This window comes from Streptomyces sp. NPDC026062 (assembly GCF_055568375.1).
Window position 1 is genome coordinate 15,428 of sequence record NZ_JBVHOQ010000034.1, and the last position, 16,291, is coordinate 31,718.

The 16,291-nt window shown below is 69.5% G+C and carries 16 protein-coding genes; 7 read left to right on the plus strand and 9 right to left on the minus strand.

The genetic code is table 11. The annotated features are described in order from the left end of the window. Nucleotides 1-87 precede the first annotated feature (87 nt). Complete coding sequence (locus ACZ4LX_RS27305) at nucleotides 88-870, minus strand: hypothetical protein (RefSeq protein WP_467649545.1); 783 nt, start codon at nucleotides 868-870, stop codon at nucleotides 88-90. Nucleotides 871-1,278: 408 nt separating this feature from the next. Here ACZ4LX_RS27305 and ACZ4LX_RS27310 point away from each other — a divergent pair, with 408 nt between their 5' ends. From ACZ4LX_RS27310 to cseC, 5 genes are all read left to right on the plus strand, one after another. Beyond that, complete coding sequence (locus ACZ4LX_RS27310; protein WP_467649531.1) at nucleotides 1,279-2,190, plus strand: HhH-GPD family protein; 912 nt, start codon at nucleotides 1,279-1,281, stop codon at nucleotides 2,188-2,190. A 242-nt stretch (nucleotides 2,191-2,432) separates the two neighbouring features. Beyond that, the gene (locus tag ACZ4LX_RS27315; RefSeq protein WP_467649530.1) at nucleotides 2,433-3,083 is read left to right on the plus strand and encodes a SigE family RNA polymerase sigma factor; all 651 of its coding nucleotides are present in this window, start codon (nucleotides 2,433-2,435) and stop codon (nucleotides 3,081-3,083) included. Further along, nucleotides 3,071-3,814, plus strand: coding sequence for a hypothetical protein (locus ACZ4LX_RS27320; protein ID WP_467649529.1), 744 nt, complete (start codon nucleotides 3,071-3,073; stop codon nucleotides 3,812-3,814). Before ACZ4LX_RS27315 ends, ACZ4LX_RS27320 begins: the two co-directional genes overlap by 13 nt. A gap of 10 nt (nucleotides 3,815-3,824) precedes the next feature. Next, complete coding sequence (gene cseB / locus ACZ4LX_RS27325; protein ID WP_467649528.1) at nucleotides 3,825-4,529, plus strand: two-component system response regulator CseB; 705 nt, start codon at nucleotides 3,825-3,827, stop codon at nucleotides 4,527-4,529. Beyond that, the gene (gene cseC / locus ACZ4LX_RS27330; RefSeq protein WP_467649527.1) at nucleotides 4,526-5,965 is read left to right on the plus strand and encodes a two-component system sensor histidine kinase CseC; all 1,440 of its coding nucleotides are present in this window, start codon (nucleotides 4,526-4,528) and stop codon (nucleotides 5,963-5,965) included. Before cseB ends, cseC begins: the two co-directional genes overlap by 4 nt. A 73-nt stretch (nucleotides 5,966-6,038) precedes the next feature. Here cseC and ACZ4LX_RS27335 read toward each other — a convergent pair whose 3' ends face one another. Next, a complete protein-coding gene (locus ACZ4LX_RS27335; protein WP_467649526.1) occupies nucleotides 6,039-7,610 on the minus strand; it encodes an MDR family MFS transporter in 1,572 nt (523 codons plus the stop codon). Nucleotides 7,611-7,731: 121 nt separating this feature from the next. On the opposite strand from ACZ4LX_RS27335, the gene ACZ4LX_RS27340 reads away from it, so the two are divergent. Next, complete coding sequence (locus tag ACZ4LX_RS27340; RefSeq protein WP_467649525.1) at nucleotides 7,732-8,316, plus strand: TetR/AcrR family transcriptional regulator; 585 nt, start codon at nucleotides 7,732-7,734, stop codon at nucleotides 8,314-8,316. A gap of 21 nt (nucleotides 8,317-8,337) precedes the next feature. Here the strand turns inward: ACZ4LX_RS27340 and ACZ4LX_RS27345 are convergent, their stop codons facing one another. The 3 genes from ACZ4LX_RS27345 to ACZ4LX_RS27355 all read right to left on the minus strand — a co-directional run bounded on the left by ACZ4LX_RS27345 (nucleotide 8,338) and on the right by ACZ4LX_RS27355 (nucleotide 13,426). After that, nucleotides 8,338-9,063, minus strand: coding sequence for a M23 family metallopeptidase (locus tag ACZ4LX_RS27345; RefSeq protein ID WP_467649524.1), 726 nt, complete (start codon nucleotides 9,061-9,063; stop codon nucleotides 8,338-8,340). Nucleotides 9,064-9,479: 416 nt separating this feature from the next. Further along, nucleotides 9,480-10,676 carry a PQQ-binding-like beta-propeller repeat protein gene (locus ACZ4LX_RS27350; protein ID WP_467721297.1) on the minus strand — a complete coding sequence of 399 codons (1,197 nt, stop codon included), beginning with the start codon at nucleotides 10,674-10,676 and terminating at the stop codon, nucleotides 9,480-9,482. Between the two features lie 221 nt (nucleotides 10,677-10,897). Beyond that, on the minus strand, nucleotides 10,898-13,426 hold the full coding sequence (locus tag ACZ4LX_RS27355; protein WP_467649522.1) for an ATP-dependent Clp protease ATP-binding subunit: 2,529 nt from the start codon (nucleotides 13,424-13,426) through the stop codon (nucleotides 10,898-10,900). A 443-nt stretch (nucleotides 13,427-13,869) separates the two neighbouring features. On the opposite strand from ACZ4LX_RS27355, the gene ACZ4LX_RS27360 reads away from it, so the two are divergent. Then, the gene (locus ACZ4LX_RS27360; RefSeq protein WP_467649521.1) at nucleotides 13,870-14,490 is read left to right on the plus strand and encodes an SCO3374 family protein; all 621 of its coding nucleotides are present in this window, start codon (nucleotides 13,870-13,872) and stop codon (nucleotides 14,488-14,490) included. Here the strand turns inward: ACZ4LX_RS27360 and ACZ4LX_RS27365 are convergent. From ACZ4LX_RS27365 to ACZ4LX_RS27380, 4 genes are all read right to left on the minus strand, one after another. After that, complete coding sequence (locus ACZ4LX_RS27365) at nucleotides 14,469-14,804, minus strand: histone-like nucleoid-structuring protein Lsr2 (RefSeq protein ID WP_356319408.1); 336 nt, start codon at nucleotides 14,802-14,804, stop codon at nucleotides 14,469-14,471. The genes ACZ4LX_RS27360 and ACZ4LX_RS27365 overlap by 22 nt on opposite strands. A 146-nt stretch (nucleotides 14,805-14,950) precedes the next feature. After that, nucleotides 14,951-15,508, minus strand: a complete 558-nt coding sequence (locus ACZ4LX_RS27370) for an amino-acid N-acetyltransferase (protein ID WP_467649520.1) — start codon at nucleotides 15,506-15,508, stop codon at nucleotides 14,951-14,953. A gap of 9 nt (nucleotides 15,509-15,517) precedes the next feature. Beyond that, on the minus strand, nucleotides 15,518-15,955 hold the full coding sequence (locus ACZ4LX_RS27375) for a BlaI/MecI/CopY family transcriptional regulator (RefSeq protein WP_467649519.1): 438 nt from the start codon (nucleotides 15,953-15,955) through the stop codon (nucleotides 15,518-15,520). A gap of 124 nt (nucleotides 15,956-16,079) precedes the next feature. Further along, a complete protein-coding gene (locus ACZ4LX_RS27380; protein WP_467649518.1) occupies nucleotides 16,080-16,259 on the minus strand; it encodes a hypothetical protein in 180 nt (59 codons plus the stop codon). Between the last annotated feature and the right edge of the window lie 32 nt (nucleotides 16,260-16,291).

Below are 16,291 nucleotides of genomic sequence, written 5' to 3' on the forward strand. Positions count from 1 at the left end.
CATCCGGCGGGGTGCGCACGGCCATCCGGGTGTGCGCGGTTCAGCGCTTCACAAGGGCCGGCCCTCCGCCGTCAGTCCTTCGCGCCGTCAGTCCTTCGCGAGGACGAACGAGGCGCGCTGCACGGGCTCACCCGGGGCCTTGGCCTCGACCAGATACGTACCGGGGCCCACCGCCCCCGCGGGCGGCGTCGCGCACTTCGGGGCGCTCTTCGCGCGGTCCCACTCCACGGCGTGCTCGACGCTCGCCCCGGCCGGCACCTTCAGCAGCACGGCCGCCGCGTTGCGCGGGCAGTCCTCGGAGGACCACACCTCGTCGTCGTCCCCGCCCGCTTCGGTCACGGTGAGCACCGCGGCCTTCGGGCCGAAGTCGGCCTTGCACGCGGTGGACGAGGTGTTCGTGGCGATCAGCCTGAACTTCGGCTTCTGGCCCGGTCCGTAGCGAAGATCGGTCTTCAGGGACAGCCGGATCGCGCCGGGCACACAGTCGGGGAGCGAGGATCCGGCCGGGACCTGCTGCCCCTCGGTCACCCCGCCCGTACCGCCGCCCGAACCGGAACCGGCTTCCGTACCAGCGCCGTTGCCGTTGTCGCCCGAACCGTCACCCGCGCCGTCGCCCGAACCACTACCCGCTTCGTCGCCCGCTCCGTCGGAGCCCGCGTCCGAACTTCCGCCGCCGGAGTCGCCCGACTCGTCGCGCCCGCCCGGCTGTTCACTGATCGCCGGGCCGGAACCGGAAGGCCCCGGCGTGATCGAGTCCACGGGGGCCGAACCGGGCGCCCGCGAGTCGTCGTGATTCCCCTCGCCGCCACCGGAGGTGACGGCCCATACGATCAGCGCAGCGAGCAGCGCAATCAGCGTCGCCGCTACCACCCTCCGTCGCCAGTAGATGGTGGAGGGAAGCGGCCCGATCGGATTACGCAAAGATCCCACGGCGCAAACTGTACGAGAGAACAGCGCCAACTCCCGCCCCACCCGCCGCTACAGGCCTCCAAGTTTTGCGGATCATCATCCCGGGGCGGCCCGTTCCCACTCCGGACTCGACCCAGGGGAACTCTTTGCGTTCACATGACCACGACGAGTGACAGCGCGAGTGACGGCCGACGGGCCCTGGGCCAGTTGCCGCAACGGGCTCGCGGGACGTGCGGCCACTTGCCGGAACGCGGGTCCGGGCAGACCAGGGAAGACAGGCGGCACTATCACTCCAAGGGCTCTTATGACGGGTGACACCCCCGTGCCCCTGACCTCTCTCCGCCCTTCCATGCCAGGATCGACGATGCGATGACTGCCACGACTGCGACACAGATGCCCCCCAATTCCCTCACTTCTCTCCACACTCCCGTCATCGGGTGGTTCGACCAGCACGCCCGCGATCTGCCCTGGCGCCGCCCCGAAGCGGGCGCCTGGGGCGTGATGGTGAGTGAGTTCATGCTGCAGCAGACCCCCGTCAACCGGGTCCTCCCGGTGTACGAGCAGTGGCTGGCCCGCTGGCCCCGGCCCGCCGACCTCGCAGCACAACCGCCCGGCGAGGCCGTCCGTGCCTGGGGCCGGCTCGGCTACCCGCGACGGGCTCTGCGCCTGCACGGGGCCGCCCAGGCCATAACGGAACGGCACGGCGGTGACGTACCGAGCGAGCACGCCCAGCTGCTCGCTCTGCCCGGGATCGGCGAGTACACGGCAGCCGCCGTGGCCTCGTTCGCCTACCGGCAGCGGCACGCCGTCCTCGACACGAACGTCCGCCGGGTGTTCGCCCGCGCCGCGGCCGGCATCCAGTACCCGCCGAACGCGACCACCGCCGCCGAGCGCAAGCTCGCCCGTGCGCTGCTGCCGGAGGAGGACGAGCGGGCGGCGCGCTGGGCGGCCGCGACGATGGAGCTCGGCGCCCTCGTCTGCACCGCGAAGAACGAGGACTGCACGCGCTGCCCGATCGCCGGGCAGTGCGCCTGGCGGCTGGCCGGGAAGCCCGCGCACCAGGGACCGCCGCGCCGGGGCCAGACCTACGCCGGTACGGACCGGCAGGTGCGCGGCAGGCTCCTCGCGGTGCTGCGCGAGTCGGTGGCCCCGGTGCCGCAGTCGGCGCTCGACGCGGTGTGGGAGGAACCGGTGCAGCGGGCCCGTGCGCTGGACGGCCTGGTCGCCGACGGCCTGGTGGAACCGCTCGCCGGCGGGCGGTACAGGCTGCCGCTGACCTGACGGGCCGGGCGGGCCGTTCCGCTCCCCGGGGGCCGGCGCCCCCGGGGCGTCGGCTCCGCCGGGGCCGCCCGCCGCCCCCTCTCCTCCTGCGCTGTTACACAACCGATGGGCAGCCGTGCGTCGGCGTACGGCTGCTCCGCACAGCCTCGTGACAACAGCTCCGTAGCGTCACCGACGTCAGCCCGACGACCAGGCGGCTGGCGGCGGTTCTACGGGGATCCACGGGGACGGAGGCGGTTGTCATGGCGCAGGGTGAGGTGCTCGGTTTCGAGGAGTACGTACGTACACGGCAGGACGCACTGCTGCGCAGCGCGCGTCGGCTGGTTCCCGACCCCGTGGACGCACAGGACCTGCTGCAGACCGCGCTGGCCCGTACGTACGGCCGCTGGGACGGCATCGCCGACAAGTCCCTGGCCGACGCCTATCTGCGCCGCGTCATGATCAACACCCGCACCGAGTGGTGGCGGGCACGCAAGCTCGACGAGGTCCCCACCGAGCAGCTTCCCGACGCGAGTATCGAGGACGGTACCGAGCAGCGTGCCGACCGCGCCCTGCTGATGGACGTCCTGGGCGTACTGGCTCCCAAGCAGCGCAGCGTGGTCGTGCTGCGACACTGGGAGCAGATGAGCACGGAGGAGACGGCGGCGGCGCTCGGCATGTCGGCCGGTACGGTGAAGAGCACGCTGCACCGGGCACTGGCACGGCTGCGCCAGGAGCTGGAGAGCAGGGAAGCGGCGAGCCGTGCGGAGCGGATCCGCGAGGACGGGGACCCGGGAGCGGACGTCCGCGTCGCGACGCCCCGGAACCCGGTGCGGCCGCGGACACGGGCAGGGGCAGGGGCGCCCCGCGACAGGCGTCATGACGAGCGGGGGCGGGAGCGGTGCGCGGCCTGACAGGCAGCGGTGAGGGCGGCTGCGGGAGCGGCGGCGACATCACCGGAGAACCCACGGGGGACGGGACCGGCAGCAGGCGTGGACGCGGGCTGACCGGCTGGGCGGCGAGCAGCACGGTTCTGGCCGGGCTCGCCGTCTTCGCGCTGTTCGCCGTCAGCTGCTCCACGGGCGGCACGGGCACGCGCGACGAGGGCCCGGCAGGCACCCAGCCGGTCGCCCAGGTCACGCCGAGCACCGTGACCCCGTCCACGGCGAGGCCGACGCCCAGGGTCGACGCGGTGGCCCTGCTCAAGGCGGACGCCAAGGTGAGCGAACGGGTCAGGACCGACCTCAGGACCTGCGCCGGTGACGAGTACCCGGTGGACACCTCGTACGGCACGCTGACCGCCGGCCCCTCCGCGGACGTGGTGGTGAACGTGATGACCTGCGGCGACTCCGTCGGTGTGGGCACCTATGTCTACCGGCCCCGGTCCGACGGCACGTACGAGAACGTGTTCGCCATCGAGCAGCCCGCGGTCTACGGGACCATCGACCGGGGTGATCTGGTGGTGACGACACAGGTGTACGAGAAGAAGGACGCGGTCGCCTACCCCTCGGGCGAGGAAGTGATCACGTACCACTGGGCGAACAGCCGGTTCAGCGAGCAGGACCGGGTGCACAACGACTTCAACCGAGCGGTCGGCTCCGGCGAAGGGGACTTCGCGGCGCCCACGGAACCGCCGAGGAATTGAGAGCAGTCCGATGGCCGAGACCCATGTCCTGTTCGTCGAGGACGACGATGTCATCCGCGAGGCCACCCAGCTGGCGCTGGAGCGGGACGGCTTCGCGGTCACCGCGATGCCCGACGGTCTCAGCGGCCTGGAGGCGTTCCGGGCCGACCGGCCCGACATCGCGCTGCTCGACGTGATGGTGCCGGGCCTGGACGGGGTCAGCCTCTGCCGGCGCATCCGGGACGAGTCGACGGTGCCCGTGATCATGCTGTCGGCCCGAGCCGACTCGATCGACGTGGTGCTCGGCCTGGAGGCCGGTGCCGACGACTACGTCACGAAGCCCTTCGACGGCGCGGTCCTGGTGGCCAGGATCCGGGCGGTGCTCCGCCGCTTCGGCCACGCCTCCGGCGGCGGGGCGGGCGGCGGCGAGGGGGCGGCGGGGCCCGAGGGCGGCGTTCTGGTCTTCGGCGACCTGGAGATCGACACCGAGGGCATGGAGGTCCGCAAGGGCGGCGAGCAGGTGGGCCTGACCCCGACCGAGATGCGGCTGCTGCTGGAGTTCTCGTCCGCGCCCGGCACGGTGCTCTCCCGCGACAAGCTGCTGGAGCGGGTCTGGGACTACGGCTGGGGCGGGGACACCCGGGTCGTGGACGTCCATGTGCAGCGGCTGCGCACGAAGGTCGGCCAGGACCGCATCGAGACGGTCCGCGGCTTCGGCTACAAACTCAGGGCATGAGGCGCCCGGCCCTGCGGACGGGCGTCCGCTGGAAGATCAGCATCGCGATCGCGTCGGTCGGCGCCCTGATCGCGGTGGCGCTGAGCCTGGTCGTCCACAATGCCGCCAGGGTCTCCATGCTGGAGAACGCGCGCGAGGTCCAGCTGGAACGGCTGACCTACGCCCAGCTGCTCTACGAGGCGACGAAGACGAAGAAGGCCGACCCCCGCTTCGGCGCGAAACTCAACGATCCGACGATGCCCGGGAGCCTGCGCCAGGAGACCCGGCGCAACCGGCGCGCGACGCATGTCGAGGACAGCGGCGGGGTGCCCGACGTCTGGGCGGCCGTGCCGCTGCCCGGCGGTGACGTGCTCTCCCTGCACACCCGTTTCGCCGACCGATCCGCCACGATCCTGGGCGACCTCGACCGGGCGCTGATCATCGGCTCGGTCTCGGTGGTTCTCGGCGGTTCCGCGCTGGGCGTCCTGATCGGCGGCCGGCTCTCGCGCCGGCTGCGCAAGGCGGCGGCCGCGGCGGGGAGGGTCGCGCAGGGCCATACCGATGTACGGGTCGGGGACGCCGTCGGCGGGGTCGTACGGGACGAGACCGACGAGCTGGCGGGCGCGGTGGACGCCCTGACGGACGCGCTGAACGAACGGATCGAGGCCGAGCGCCGGGTCACCGCGGACATCGCGCACGAGCTGCGGACACCCGTGACAGGTCTGCTGACGGCTGCCGAGCTGCTGCCGCCGGGGCGGCCGTCGGAGCTCGTACGGGACCGGGCACAGGCGATGCGCACACTGGTCGAGGACGTGCTGGAGGTGGCCCGGCTGGACAGCGCATCCGAGCGGGCCGAGCTCCAGCAACTGGCCCTGGGCGAGTTCGTCGGCCGCCGGGTGGCGCTGCTGGATCCGCGGATACGGGTGCAGGTCGTCCATGAGTCGTGGGTCAGCACCGATCCGCGGCGGCTGGAGCGCATCCTGTTCAATCTGCTGGGCAATGCCGCAAAGCACGGCTCCACACCTGTGGAGGTCACCGTCGAGGGCCGGGTGGTGCGGGTCCGCGATCACGGCCCGGGGTTCCCGGCGGCACTGCTGCGGGAGGGGCCGAGCCGGTTCCGTACCGGATCCGCCGACCGGGCCGGGCAGGGGCACGGGCTGGGGCTGACGATCGCGGCCGGTCAGGCGCGGGTGCTCGGCGCCCGGCTGACCTTCCGCAACGTGGCACCCGCGGACGCGGCCGGGGGCGCCGGCGGGGCGGTCGCCGTCCTGTGGCTGCCCGAGCACGCGCCGACGGACACCGGCAGCTTCCCCATGCTCCAGCTGGGCGAACAGCGCGGCGCCGCCCCGGGCGGCCGGGCGGCCGCGGACCGGGACTCGGCCCGGGACTCGGCCCGGGACTCGGCCCGGGACTCGGCCCGGGACTCGGCCCCGCGCGGCGGACGGCAGAAGCGCTGAGCCGTCCGGTCATGACAGCGCCGAGGCCCCGGGGTGCGTACCCCGGGGCCTCGGCGTGTCCATGGGCGGGCGGTCAGGCCTCCACGACCGGGGCCTTCTCCGGTCCGGTGCCCCGCAGCGGCACCTCCTTGACGAACAGCGCGGCCACCACCGCGACGAGTCCGACCGAGGCGCCCACCAGGAAGGCGATATGTGTGCCGGACGCCACCGCGTACTCGTACGCCTCGCGCACCGGGACCGGCAGCTTCGCCAGACTCGCCGCGTCCAGCTGGGCGCCGTGCGCGGTGGCATCCGCGCCCCCGCGGGCGGCCATCTCGTCGTTCACCCGTCCGGTGAACAGCGCGCCCATGACGGCGACGCCGAAGGAGCTGCCGAGCGTACGGAAGAGAGTGGTGGAGGAGGAGGCGACGCCCATGTCCTTCATCTCCACGCTGTTCTGCGCGACGAGCATCGTGATCTGCATCAGGAAGCCCATGCCCGCGCCGAGCACCGCCATGTAGACGCCGGAGGTGAACCGGGTGGTGCCGGTGTCCATCTGCGAGAGCAGGAAGAGGCCGGTCACCATCAGGATCGAGCCCACGATCGGGAAGATCTTGTACCGGCCGCTGCTGGTGGTCACGCGTCCGGCGACGAGTGAGACGACCATCATCGCCAGCAGCATCGGCAGGAGCAGCAGCCCCGAGTTGGTCGCGGACGCGCCCTGGACGGACTGCTGGTAGAGCGGCAGGAAGAGCACCGCGCCGAACATCGCGAAGCCCGTCATGAAGCCGACCACGGACATCAGCGTGAAGTTGGCGTTGCGGAAGATGTGCAGCGGGATGATCGGTTCGGCGGCCTTGGTCTCGACGAAGAGGAAGCCGGCCAGCGCGGCGACGCCGATCGCGATGAGCTCCATGATGACGGCGGAGTTCCAGTCGTACTCCGTACCGCCCCAGGTGGTCACCAGCACGATCGCGGTGATGCCGACGGTGAGCAGCCCGGCACCGAGGTAGTCCACCCGCGCCTTGGTGCGCTCCCGCTCGGGAAGGTGCAGTACGGCGGTGATCATGCCCAGGGCGAGGGCGCCCAGCGGCAGGTTGATGTAGAAGCTCCAGCGCCAGCCGAGGTGGTCGGTGATGGTGCCGCCGACCAGCGGTCCGCCGATCATCGCGATCGCCATGACGCCGGCCATCATGCCCTGGTACTTGCCGCGCTCGCGGGGCGGCACGAGGTCACCGATGATCGCCATGACGCCGACCATCAGACCGCCCGCGCCCAGGCCCTGGACGGCACGGAAGCCGATCAGCTGGCCCATGTCCTGGGCCATGCCGCTGAGGACGGAGCCGATCAGGAAGATCACGATGGACGTGAGGAAGACGCCCTTGCGCCCGTACAAGTCGCCGAGCTTGCCCCAGATGGGGGTGGAGGCGGCGGTGGCCAGGGTGTAGGCGGTGACGACCCAGGACAGGTGCTCAAGACCGCCGAGGTCACCGACGATGGTCGGCATCGCGGTGCCGACGATCAGGTTGTCGAGCATGGCCAGCAGCATGGCGATCATCAGGGCGAGCATCACCACCCGCACGCTGCGTTGCCGCGGTCCGGGTCTCCCCGCCCTCCCGTCCGGCGCGTCCGCCCTCTCCTGCGCCACCTTCATCAGGTCCGCCATGTTCCCCAACTCCCCAGATCCCCTGAACACCGGACCCCTACTTGCCGCCCGGCTAGTTCACTACACTGGGGAAGGTAGCCCCGTAACTAGCCGGGCGTCAAGTAAGTTTGGGGAGAGCGTCATGACCAGCACGTCACAGCCGCGCCGGGGAAACACTCGCCAGCGCATCCAGGACGTCGCACTGGAGCTCTTCGCCGCGCAGGGATACGAGAAGACCTCACTGCGGGAGATCGCCGAGCGACTCGACGTCACCAAGGCCGCGCTCTACTACCACTTCAAGACCAAGGAAGACATCCTGGCCGGCATCTTCGAGGACCTCAGCCGGCCCATCGAGGAGCTGATCGCCTGGGGCGAGGCCCAGCCGCGCACCCTGGAGACGAAGAAGGAGATCCTCAGCCGCTACAGCGCGGCACTGGCCGGCGCCGCCCCGCTCTTCCGCTTCATGCAGGAGAACCAGGCGACCGTACGCGACCTGAGCATCGGCGTGACGATCAAGGACCGGATCCTGGGACTCGTCGACCTGCTCAAGGATCCCGACGCGGCACTCAGCGACCAGGTGCGGTGCTTCAGCGCGCTCTTCGCCATGCACGCGGGCATGCTCGCGCTGAAAAACGCCGAAGGCGACCCCGAGGACAAGCGGAAGGCCGCCCTCGAAGTCGCCGTCGAACTGGTCACCCTGGCGCACCGGCCGGATTCCGCGCGTTAGCGGAACGGTGTCCCGGCCGGATCAGACCGAGATGCCGTGGTGGTGCAGGAAGTTGACCGGGTTGACCGCCGAACCGTAGTTCGCGGTGGTCCGGATCTCGAAGTGCAGGTGCGGACCGCTGGAGTTCCCGGTGTTGCCGGACAGGGCGATCTTCTCGCCCTTCTTCACGTGCTCGCCGATGTGCACGTCGATCTTCGAGAGGTGGGCGTACTGCGAGTACGTGCCGTTCTTGTGCTTGATCACGACGGCGTTGCCGTACGCGGGGCCGTCACCGCCACCGTTCGGACCGGCCTTCACGACGGTGCCGTTGTGCGCGGCCGCGACCTTGGTGCCGATCGGCACGGCGAAGTCCTGGCCGGAGTGCTTGTGGGACCAGCGGCTGCCGTCGTTGCCGAAGCTGGCGCTCAGCTCGTAGTCGCCGACCGGGGTCGCCCAGGGAAGCTTCGCGGCGGCCTTCTTCTTCGCGGCCGCCTTCTTCTTCGCGGCGGCAGCCTTCTTCTTGGACGCCTCGGCCTTCTTGGCCGCGGTGTGCTCGGCCGCCTTGCCCTGCGCGGCCGCCTGCTGGGCGACCGATTCGGCGGTGGTGGTGCTCGCCAGGTCGGCGGCGCCGGCCGTCCCCGTCACGCCGGCCGCGAACGCAGCGCCAGCACCGAGGACCAGCGTCGTCCCCAGGCCGGCTGCCACCACGGCGCCACGGACACGGGAAACGGACGGGCGGCGGGTCTGGAACGTCATGCGCTTCGACATAGGCGTGAATCCTCCGGAGATGACTGGACCCGGCGGTGTGCCGGGCTGGCCATACCTTGGTAACCCGCACCCCCGGATGCACTCAAACCCCCCATCTACGAAGAAAAGCCGTAGCTGGGGGGGCGGGAATTCGCCACCACAGGTCCCGCCCCAAGCCTCCGGAGAGCTGCCGAAAGTCTTTGCCGGGAGAGGTTTAACCCCAGTTCCAAACCGCCCTTACCGGATACAGCCCCGCCATGCGGGCACTTCACCCCAAACGCCTTGATTCCATACCGGGGACCGGGCCGAAGGTCCCTTCCGCGGTCAAGGCGTTTCCTCCTAACGCGGCTAGTAGGCCTCGAAAGGGCTGTGCGCCTTGTCACCGGCGGTGGGACCAACGGCTGTCCGTTTCGGGACCTTCGGCCCGGGGTGCCGGGCTACCCGACGGGCAGCGCGGTCACCTTCTTCGCGTGCAGCGCCACAAGCTGTTTGCCGCCTGCCGCCAGGTACCACCGCTGCAGATCGCCGCTGCCGTCGTTGTACGTCCAGCGCAGCTTCCCGCTCGCGGGGTCGTAGGCGTGGATGCCGCCGTTCTTGTCGAACTCCGTCGCCCCGTAGAGGACGTCGCCCACCTTCGCGAACTGCCAGGGCGCGGCGACGTCCAGGCTCCCCTTGTCGTGCCAGTGCGCCTTCCCGGTCGCGGGATCGGCCGCCCAGAGGCCGTGCGCGGTGTCGGAGACGTAGAGGACACCGTCCAGGACCGCCGGATCGTTGAAGCGGCTGAACTTCTCGGTCTTGAACGACCAGCGCTCCTTGCCGTCGGCCAGGTCGAAGGCACGCATCCGCTCCCCGTTGGCGAGGATGACGAGGCCGTCGTGGACCACGAAGCCCCGGTTGCTGGACCGGCCGATCTTCTTCGTCCAGACCTGGTGGCCGGTCGCGGTGTCGCGGACCGTGAGGTTCTCCCGGAAGTCCGTGTAGACGAGACGGTTTCCGGCCACCCGCGCGGTGATGCCGTTCTGCTCCGTCCCTTTGTCCCGCTTCTCCCGCCAGACGACCTTGCCCGACGTGGTGTCGATCGCGGCGATCACGTTCTCCGGCGTCCGGAACTCCTTGTCCAGGATTCCCGCGACGACATAGACGTGGTTCGCGTCCGCGGCGATGGGCCGCGGCTGGGAGTACTCGTCCCCCATCCGGCTGCGCCAGGTGTCCTTGCCCGTGGCGGGGTCCAGGCCGACGATGTTGCCGTCGTAGCGGGCGCTCTGGAGATAGAGCGTCCCGTCGCCGATGAGCATGTTGGCGCCCGGGGTGGTGACCTCCGCGCGGGACCAGATCTCCTTGCCGGTGGATATGTCCCGGGCCACCAGCGGGTCGCCCGAGACGAGCACGACGTTGCCGACGACCGCGATCGCGGAGATCCACGCCAGTCCGTCGTAGGTCGTGGCGCGCTGCCAGGAGGGCTGGGGCTTGGCGCCCGGCGCCGCCGGGGTACCGGTCGCCTTGCCCGGCTCGCCCGTTCCGCCGCCGGACGCGTCCTCCTCCGGCCCGCAGGCCGCCGTACCGGCCGCCAGGACCACCAGCCCGGCCCCCGCCAGCTTCATGGCCTGTCTGCGTGATACGTCGCTTCCGCGCATGTTCTGCCCCATCCCCGTCGCTCGCTTGTCCGTGCCCCGGACGACGCGTCCAGGGCCGGGCCAGACTAGCCAGCGAATTTGCGCCCGTGAGCGGGGCTGACGCGTCCGGGACATCTCTGTGACGCGGCCGTCACCGTGTACGCAACAGCAAAGAGGCGGTCCCGAACCGGTATGCACCGCTTCGGGGCCGCCCCTTCGTGCGCTCGGGCTCTAGGCGCCGCTCACGCTTCCTTCGTCATGTTCGGGCCGGCGCCGCCTGCCGCCTGCTCGATCGGGGGGACGTCGGGCAGAGCCGACTTCTCCTCGCCGCGGAAGGTGAACTTCTTCTCGTCACCCTCGCCCTCGGTGCCGACGACCACGATGTGACCGGGGCGCAGCTCACCGAAGAGGATCTTCTCGGAGAGGATGTCCTCGATCTCGCGCTGGATCGTCCGGCGCAGCGGCCGGGCGCCCATCACGGGGTCGTAGCCCTTCTTCGCCAGGAGCGACTTCGCTTCCGCGCTGAGCTCGATGCCCATGTCGCGGTCCTTCAGCCGCTCGTCCACCTTGGCGAGCATGAGGTCGACGATCTGGATGATGTCTTCCTCGGTGAGCTGGTGGAAGACGACCGTGTCATCGACACGGTTGAGGAACTCGGGCCGGAAGTGCTGCTTGAGCTCTTCGTTGACCTTGGTCTTCATCCGGTCGTAGTTCGTCTTCACGTCGCCCTGGGCGGCGAAGCCCAGGTTGAAGCCCTTGGAGATGTCCCGGGTCCCGAGGTTGGTCGTCATGATGATGACCGTGTTCTTGAAGTCCACGACCCGGCCCTGGGAGTCGGTCAGGCGACCATCCTCCAGGATCTGGAGCAGGGAGTTGAAGATGTCGGGGTGGGCCTTCTCGACCTCGTCGAAGAGGACGACGGAGAACGGCTTGCGGCGCACCTTCTCGGTGAGCTGCCCGCCCTCCTCGTATCCCACGTAACCGGGGGGAGAGCCGAAGAGCCGCGAGACCGTGTGCTTCTCGCTGAACTCCGACATGTCGAGGGCGATCAGCGCGTCCTCGTCACCGAAGAGGAACTCCGCGAGCGTCTTGGACAGCTCGGTCTTACCCACACCGGACGGACCGGCGAAGATGAACGAACCACCGGGACGCTTCGGGTCCTTCAGACCGGCTCGCGTACGGCGGATCGCCTGCGAGAGGGCCTTGATGGCGTCCTTCTGCCCGATGACGCGCTTGTGGAGCTCGTCCTCCATGCGCAGCAGACGGGAGGACTCCTCCTCCGTCAGCTTGAAGACCGGGATGCCGGTCGCGGTGGCGAGGACCTCGGCGATGAGCTCGCCGTCGACCTCGGCCACGACGTCCATGTCGCCGGCCTTCCACTCCTTCTCGCGCTTGGCCTTCGCCGCCAGCAGCTGCTTCTCCTTGTCGCGGAGAGAGGCCGCCTTCTCGAAGTCCTGGGAGTCGATGGCCGACTCCTTGTCGCGGCGCACGCCCGCGATCTTCTCGTCGAACTCGCGGAGGTCCGGCGGCGCGGTCATCCGGCGGATGCGCATCCGGGAACCGGCCTCGTCGATCAGGTCGATCGCCTTGTCCGGCAGGAAGCGGTCCGAGATGTAGCGGTCGGCCAGCGTCGCGGCCTGGACCAGCGCCTCGTCCGTGATGGAGACACGGTGGTGGGCCTCGTAGCGGTCGCGCAGACCCTTGAGGATCTCGATGGTGTGCGGCAGCGACGGCTCCGCGACCTGGATGGGCTGGAAGCGCCGCTCCAGGGCGGCGTCCTTCTCCAGGTGCTTGCGGTACTCGTCGAGCGTGGTGGCACCGATGGTCTGGAGCTCACCTCGCGCCAGCATGGGCTTGAGGATGCTCGCCGCGTCGATCGCGCCCTCGGCGGCACCCGCACCCACCAGGGTGTGGAGCTCGTCGATGAACAGGATGATGTCTCCGCGGGTGCGGATCTCCTTGAGCACCTTCTTCAGGCGCTCCTCGAAGTCACCGCGGTAGCGGGAACCGGCGACCAGCGCGCCGAGGTCGAGGGTGTAGAGGTGCTTGTCCTTGAGGGTCTCGGGCACCTCGCCCTTGACGATGGCCTGCGCCAGGCCCTCGACGACCGCCGTCTTGCCGACGCCGGGCTCGCCGATGAGGACCGGGTTGTTCTTCGTACGGCGGGACAGCACCTGCATGACCCGCTCGATCTCCTTCTCGCGCCCGATGACCGGGTCGAGCTTGGATTCACGAGCGGCCTGGGTGAGATTCCGGCCGAACTGGTCGAGCACCAGGGACGTGGAGGGCGTGCCCTCCGCGGGGCCGCCCGCTGTGGCCGCCTCCTTGCTGCCCGAATATCCGGACAGCAGCTGGATGACCTGCTGGCGCACCCGGTTGAGGTCGGCGCCCAGCTTCACGAGGACCTGGGCTGCGACGCCCTCGCCCTCGCGGATCAGGCCGAGCAGGATGTGCTCGGTGCCGATGTAGTTGTGGCCGAGCTGAAGGGCCTCGCGGAGCGAAAGCTCCAGGACCTTCTTGGCTCGGGGGGTGAAGGGGATGTGGCCGGACGGGGCCTGCTGGCCCTGACCGATGATCTCCTCCACCTGCTGGCGGACCGCCTCGAGCGAAATCCCGAGGCTCTCCAGGGCCTTAGCGGCGACACCCTCACCCTCGTGGATCAGGCCCAGGAGGATGTGCTCGGTGCCGATGTAGTTGTGGTTGAGCATCCGGGCTTCTTCCTGAGCCAGGACGACAACCCGCCGCGCGCGGTCGGTGAACCTCTCGAACATCGTTAATCGCTCCTCAGAGCGGTCAGGCAGTAAGGGGTCGGTCCCCTCCCTGTCCTTCCGCAGCTTAGTCCCGCAAGCGGGGACCGCTCATTTCAACTGCCGACACCCGGCCCTGCTTCCCGGGGGGATCTCCTGCCCCGAACGCCGACAACTGCTCCAACCCGATGGTGCGAGACGATGTTCCCGCAGGCCAGGCAGATACCCCTATCGCCAGTACGCCGATGGCGAACGTGAGACGTCCGGTGGCTTGCGTGTCGCCCCTCCCCACTAGGGATGTCTTACCCGCAATTACAGACAGTCCATGCGGCGTACGCGGGTTCCCTCCGCTACGGGCGAACATCTTCGTACTCCCGAACGCGCCCGCACGCCCCCCACTCGGACACACTATGCGTTCAATCGCGGACCCTGCGTAACCCTGACGGTGGATCGGGAGTTCTTCCGTCATGACTCCCGCCGTCCCACCGCCCCGCGTCGCGCGTCCCGCAGAGCGGGGCGGCCGTGCCGATGGCGTCTCACGGAGCGCCTGCGCACGGTGGTACGAGCAGGAGCTCGGCTGGGCAACGGCCGGCAGCACACCCGTGCGGCTGCTGACCGGGCTGCGGTTCGACGCGCTCGTCGTCCCCGCCGACGCCGGCCACGCCGCGCTGCGGCGGGTGGGGCGCACCGGTCCGGTGGCGCTGACCGGCCGGCGGATGAGTCTGCTGGTGGCGCCGGGGAGCGCCGACGAACTGCCCGGACTGCTCGACTGGCTGGAATGGGGCGGGGTCGCGCTCGCGCTGACCGCTGTCGGCTCGGGCGGGCGCATCACCGCACCGCCACCGCCGGGCCGGCCGGTGCCGCCGGGGGCCGCCGTATGGCTGCGGCCCCCCTCCCCAACACACGAGCAGGAGGGGGTGCCGGTGTTCCCGGCCCTCTCCGGCCTCGGGAGCAGGGGTGGGGATACTCCCGATCTCATCCGGCTTGTGGATGCCGTGGCCACGGAATGCCACCGGGCCCGATTGGCTCGTGCCCGGACGGGGATGTTCCGCGAAGAAACGGCTGCTCAGCCGTTGGCCTTCTCGTAAGCCTCACGGATCTCCGCGGGAACACGGCCGCGGTCATTCACATTGTGGCCGTTCTCGCGCGCCCACTTACGGATCTCGGCGGTGTCCTTGTTGCCACCGGGAACGGCGCGGCCCTTGCCACGTCCGGACGCGGCACGGCCACCGGTGCGCCGGCCACTCTTCGCGTAGGGCTCGAGAAGCGTCCGGAGCTTGTCCGCGTTGCTCGTGGTGAGGTCAATCTCGTACGTCTTGCCATCGAGAGCGAACGTCACGGTCTCGTCCGCCTCGCCGCCGTCGAGGTCGTCAACAAGAAGGACCTGAACCTTCTGCGCCACCGGATTTCCTTTCATAGAAAATGGAGTACGCGGAAAGGAAACCGCTTTTCCCCGGAAAACACAAACCCCCGGGAGAGGTTCAGGAGCAGAAGAGGCCGGGAAACGTGCGCGATTCGGACATAGGGTTCGCTCTTCTTGCGCGGCGATCACAGGTGCAGAAGCATCCGGCTGTTGCCCAAGGTGTTCGGCTTCACCCGTTCGAGACCCAGGAACTCCGCGACTCCCTCGTCATAGGAACGCAGCAGCTCGCTGTAGACATCTCCGTCGACCGGCGTCTCTCCGATCTCCACGAAGCCGTGCTTCGCGAAGAAGTCGACTTCGAAGGTGAGACAGAAAACCCGTCGGACCCCCAGCCAGCGGGCCGTCTGCAACAACTTGTCCAGCACTTGATGTCCGACCCCGGCACCCTTGATGCTGTGATCGACCGCGAGAGTACGGACTTCGGCCAGGTCTTCCCACATCACGTGCAGGGCGCCGCAGCCGACGACCCGGGCGTCCTCGTCGCGTTCGGCGATCCAGAACTCCTGGATGTCCTCGTAAAGAGTCACTGTCGCTTTGTCCAGCAGGATGCCTTCTCGCACGTAGCCGTCGAGGAGTCGCCGGACGGAGGCTACATCGCTCGTCCTCGCGCGGCGGACGGTGATGGCGACGTTTATAACAGACGGATCGGTCTGGAAATCGGTATGCGGAAGCTCTGAGGACATACCCCGACGCTATCGCCCGGACTCCCGCTCCGCGTCATCGGGCGCTTCGGCACCTTCGCCGGCCGGCTGCACGATGTCCTGGGGAAGTGTGGGCAGAACGATCCGCATGGCGTCCCGGAGGGCGTCACGTTGCTCGGCCGACATCATGCCGAAGAACGCGACCAGCGCGGCTGCGGGGTTGTCACTCTGTGACCAGGCTTCGTTCATCAGTGCGGCCGAGTATGCGGCGCGGGTCGAGACCGCCGTATATCGATATGCGCGGCCGTCCACTTCCCGGCGCACCCAGCCCTTCTGATGGAGATTGTCCATAACCGTCATGACGGTCGTGTATGCGATGGACCGCTCCTGCTGAAGGTCTTCAAGGACTTCCCGCACGGTGACCGGCCGGTTCCATTGCCAGACCCGTGTCATCACGGCGTCTTCCAGCTCTCCCAATTGACGGGGCACAGCGTCACCTTAGTGCCAGATGTCTGGAATGGCCGGTTATTTACACAGCAAAAGGGCGTACGGCTCTCGGGAGCCGTACGCCCTTCGCGGATGCGGGGTGTACCGGAAGCGCGGGACCCGGAGGTCAGACCCCGTCGGTGCGCGGCATCCGCTGGGCGGATTCCACGCGGCTGATCGCCGCGTCCACGGCCGCGTCCTCCTTGCCCTTGTTCGGTCCGCCCTGGCTCTTGACGATCGTCACGACCAGGCCGATGAAGAAGGCGGCCATCACCACAGGGGGCAGAAGCGCGGATACGTAGTCCATGGCATCCAGAGTAGCGAGCCCGGTCCCGCCCG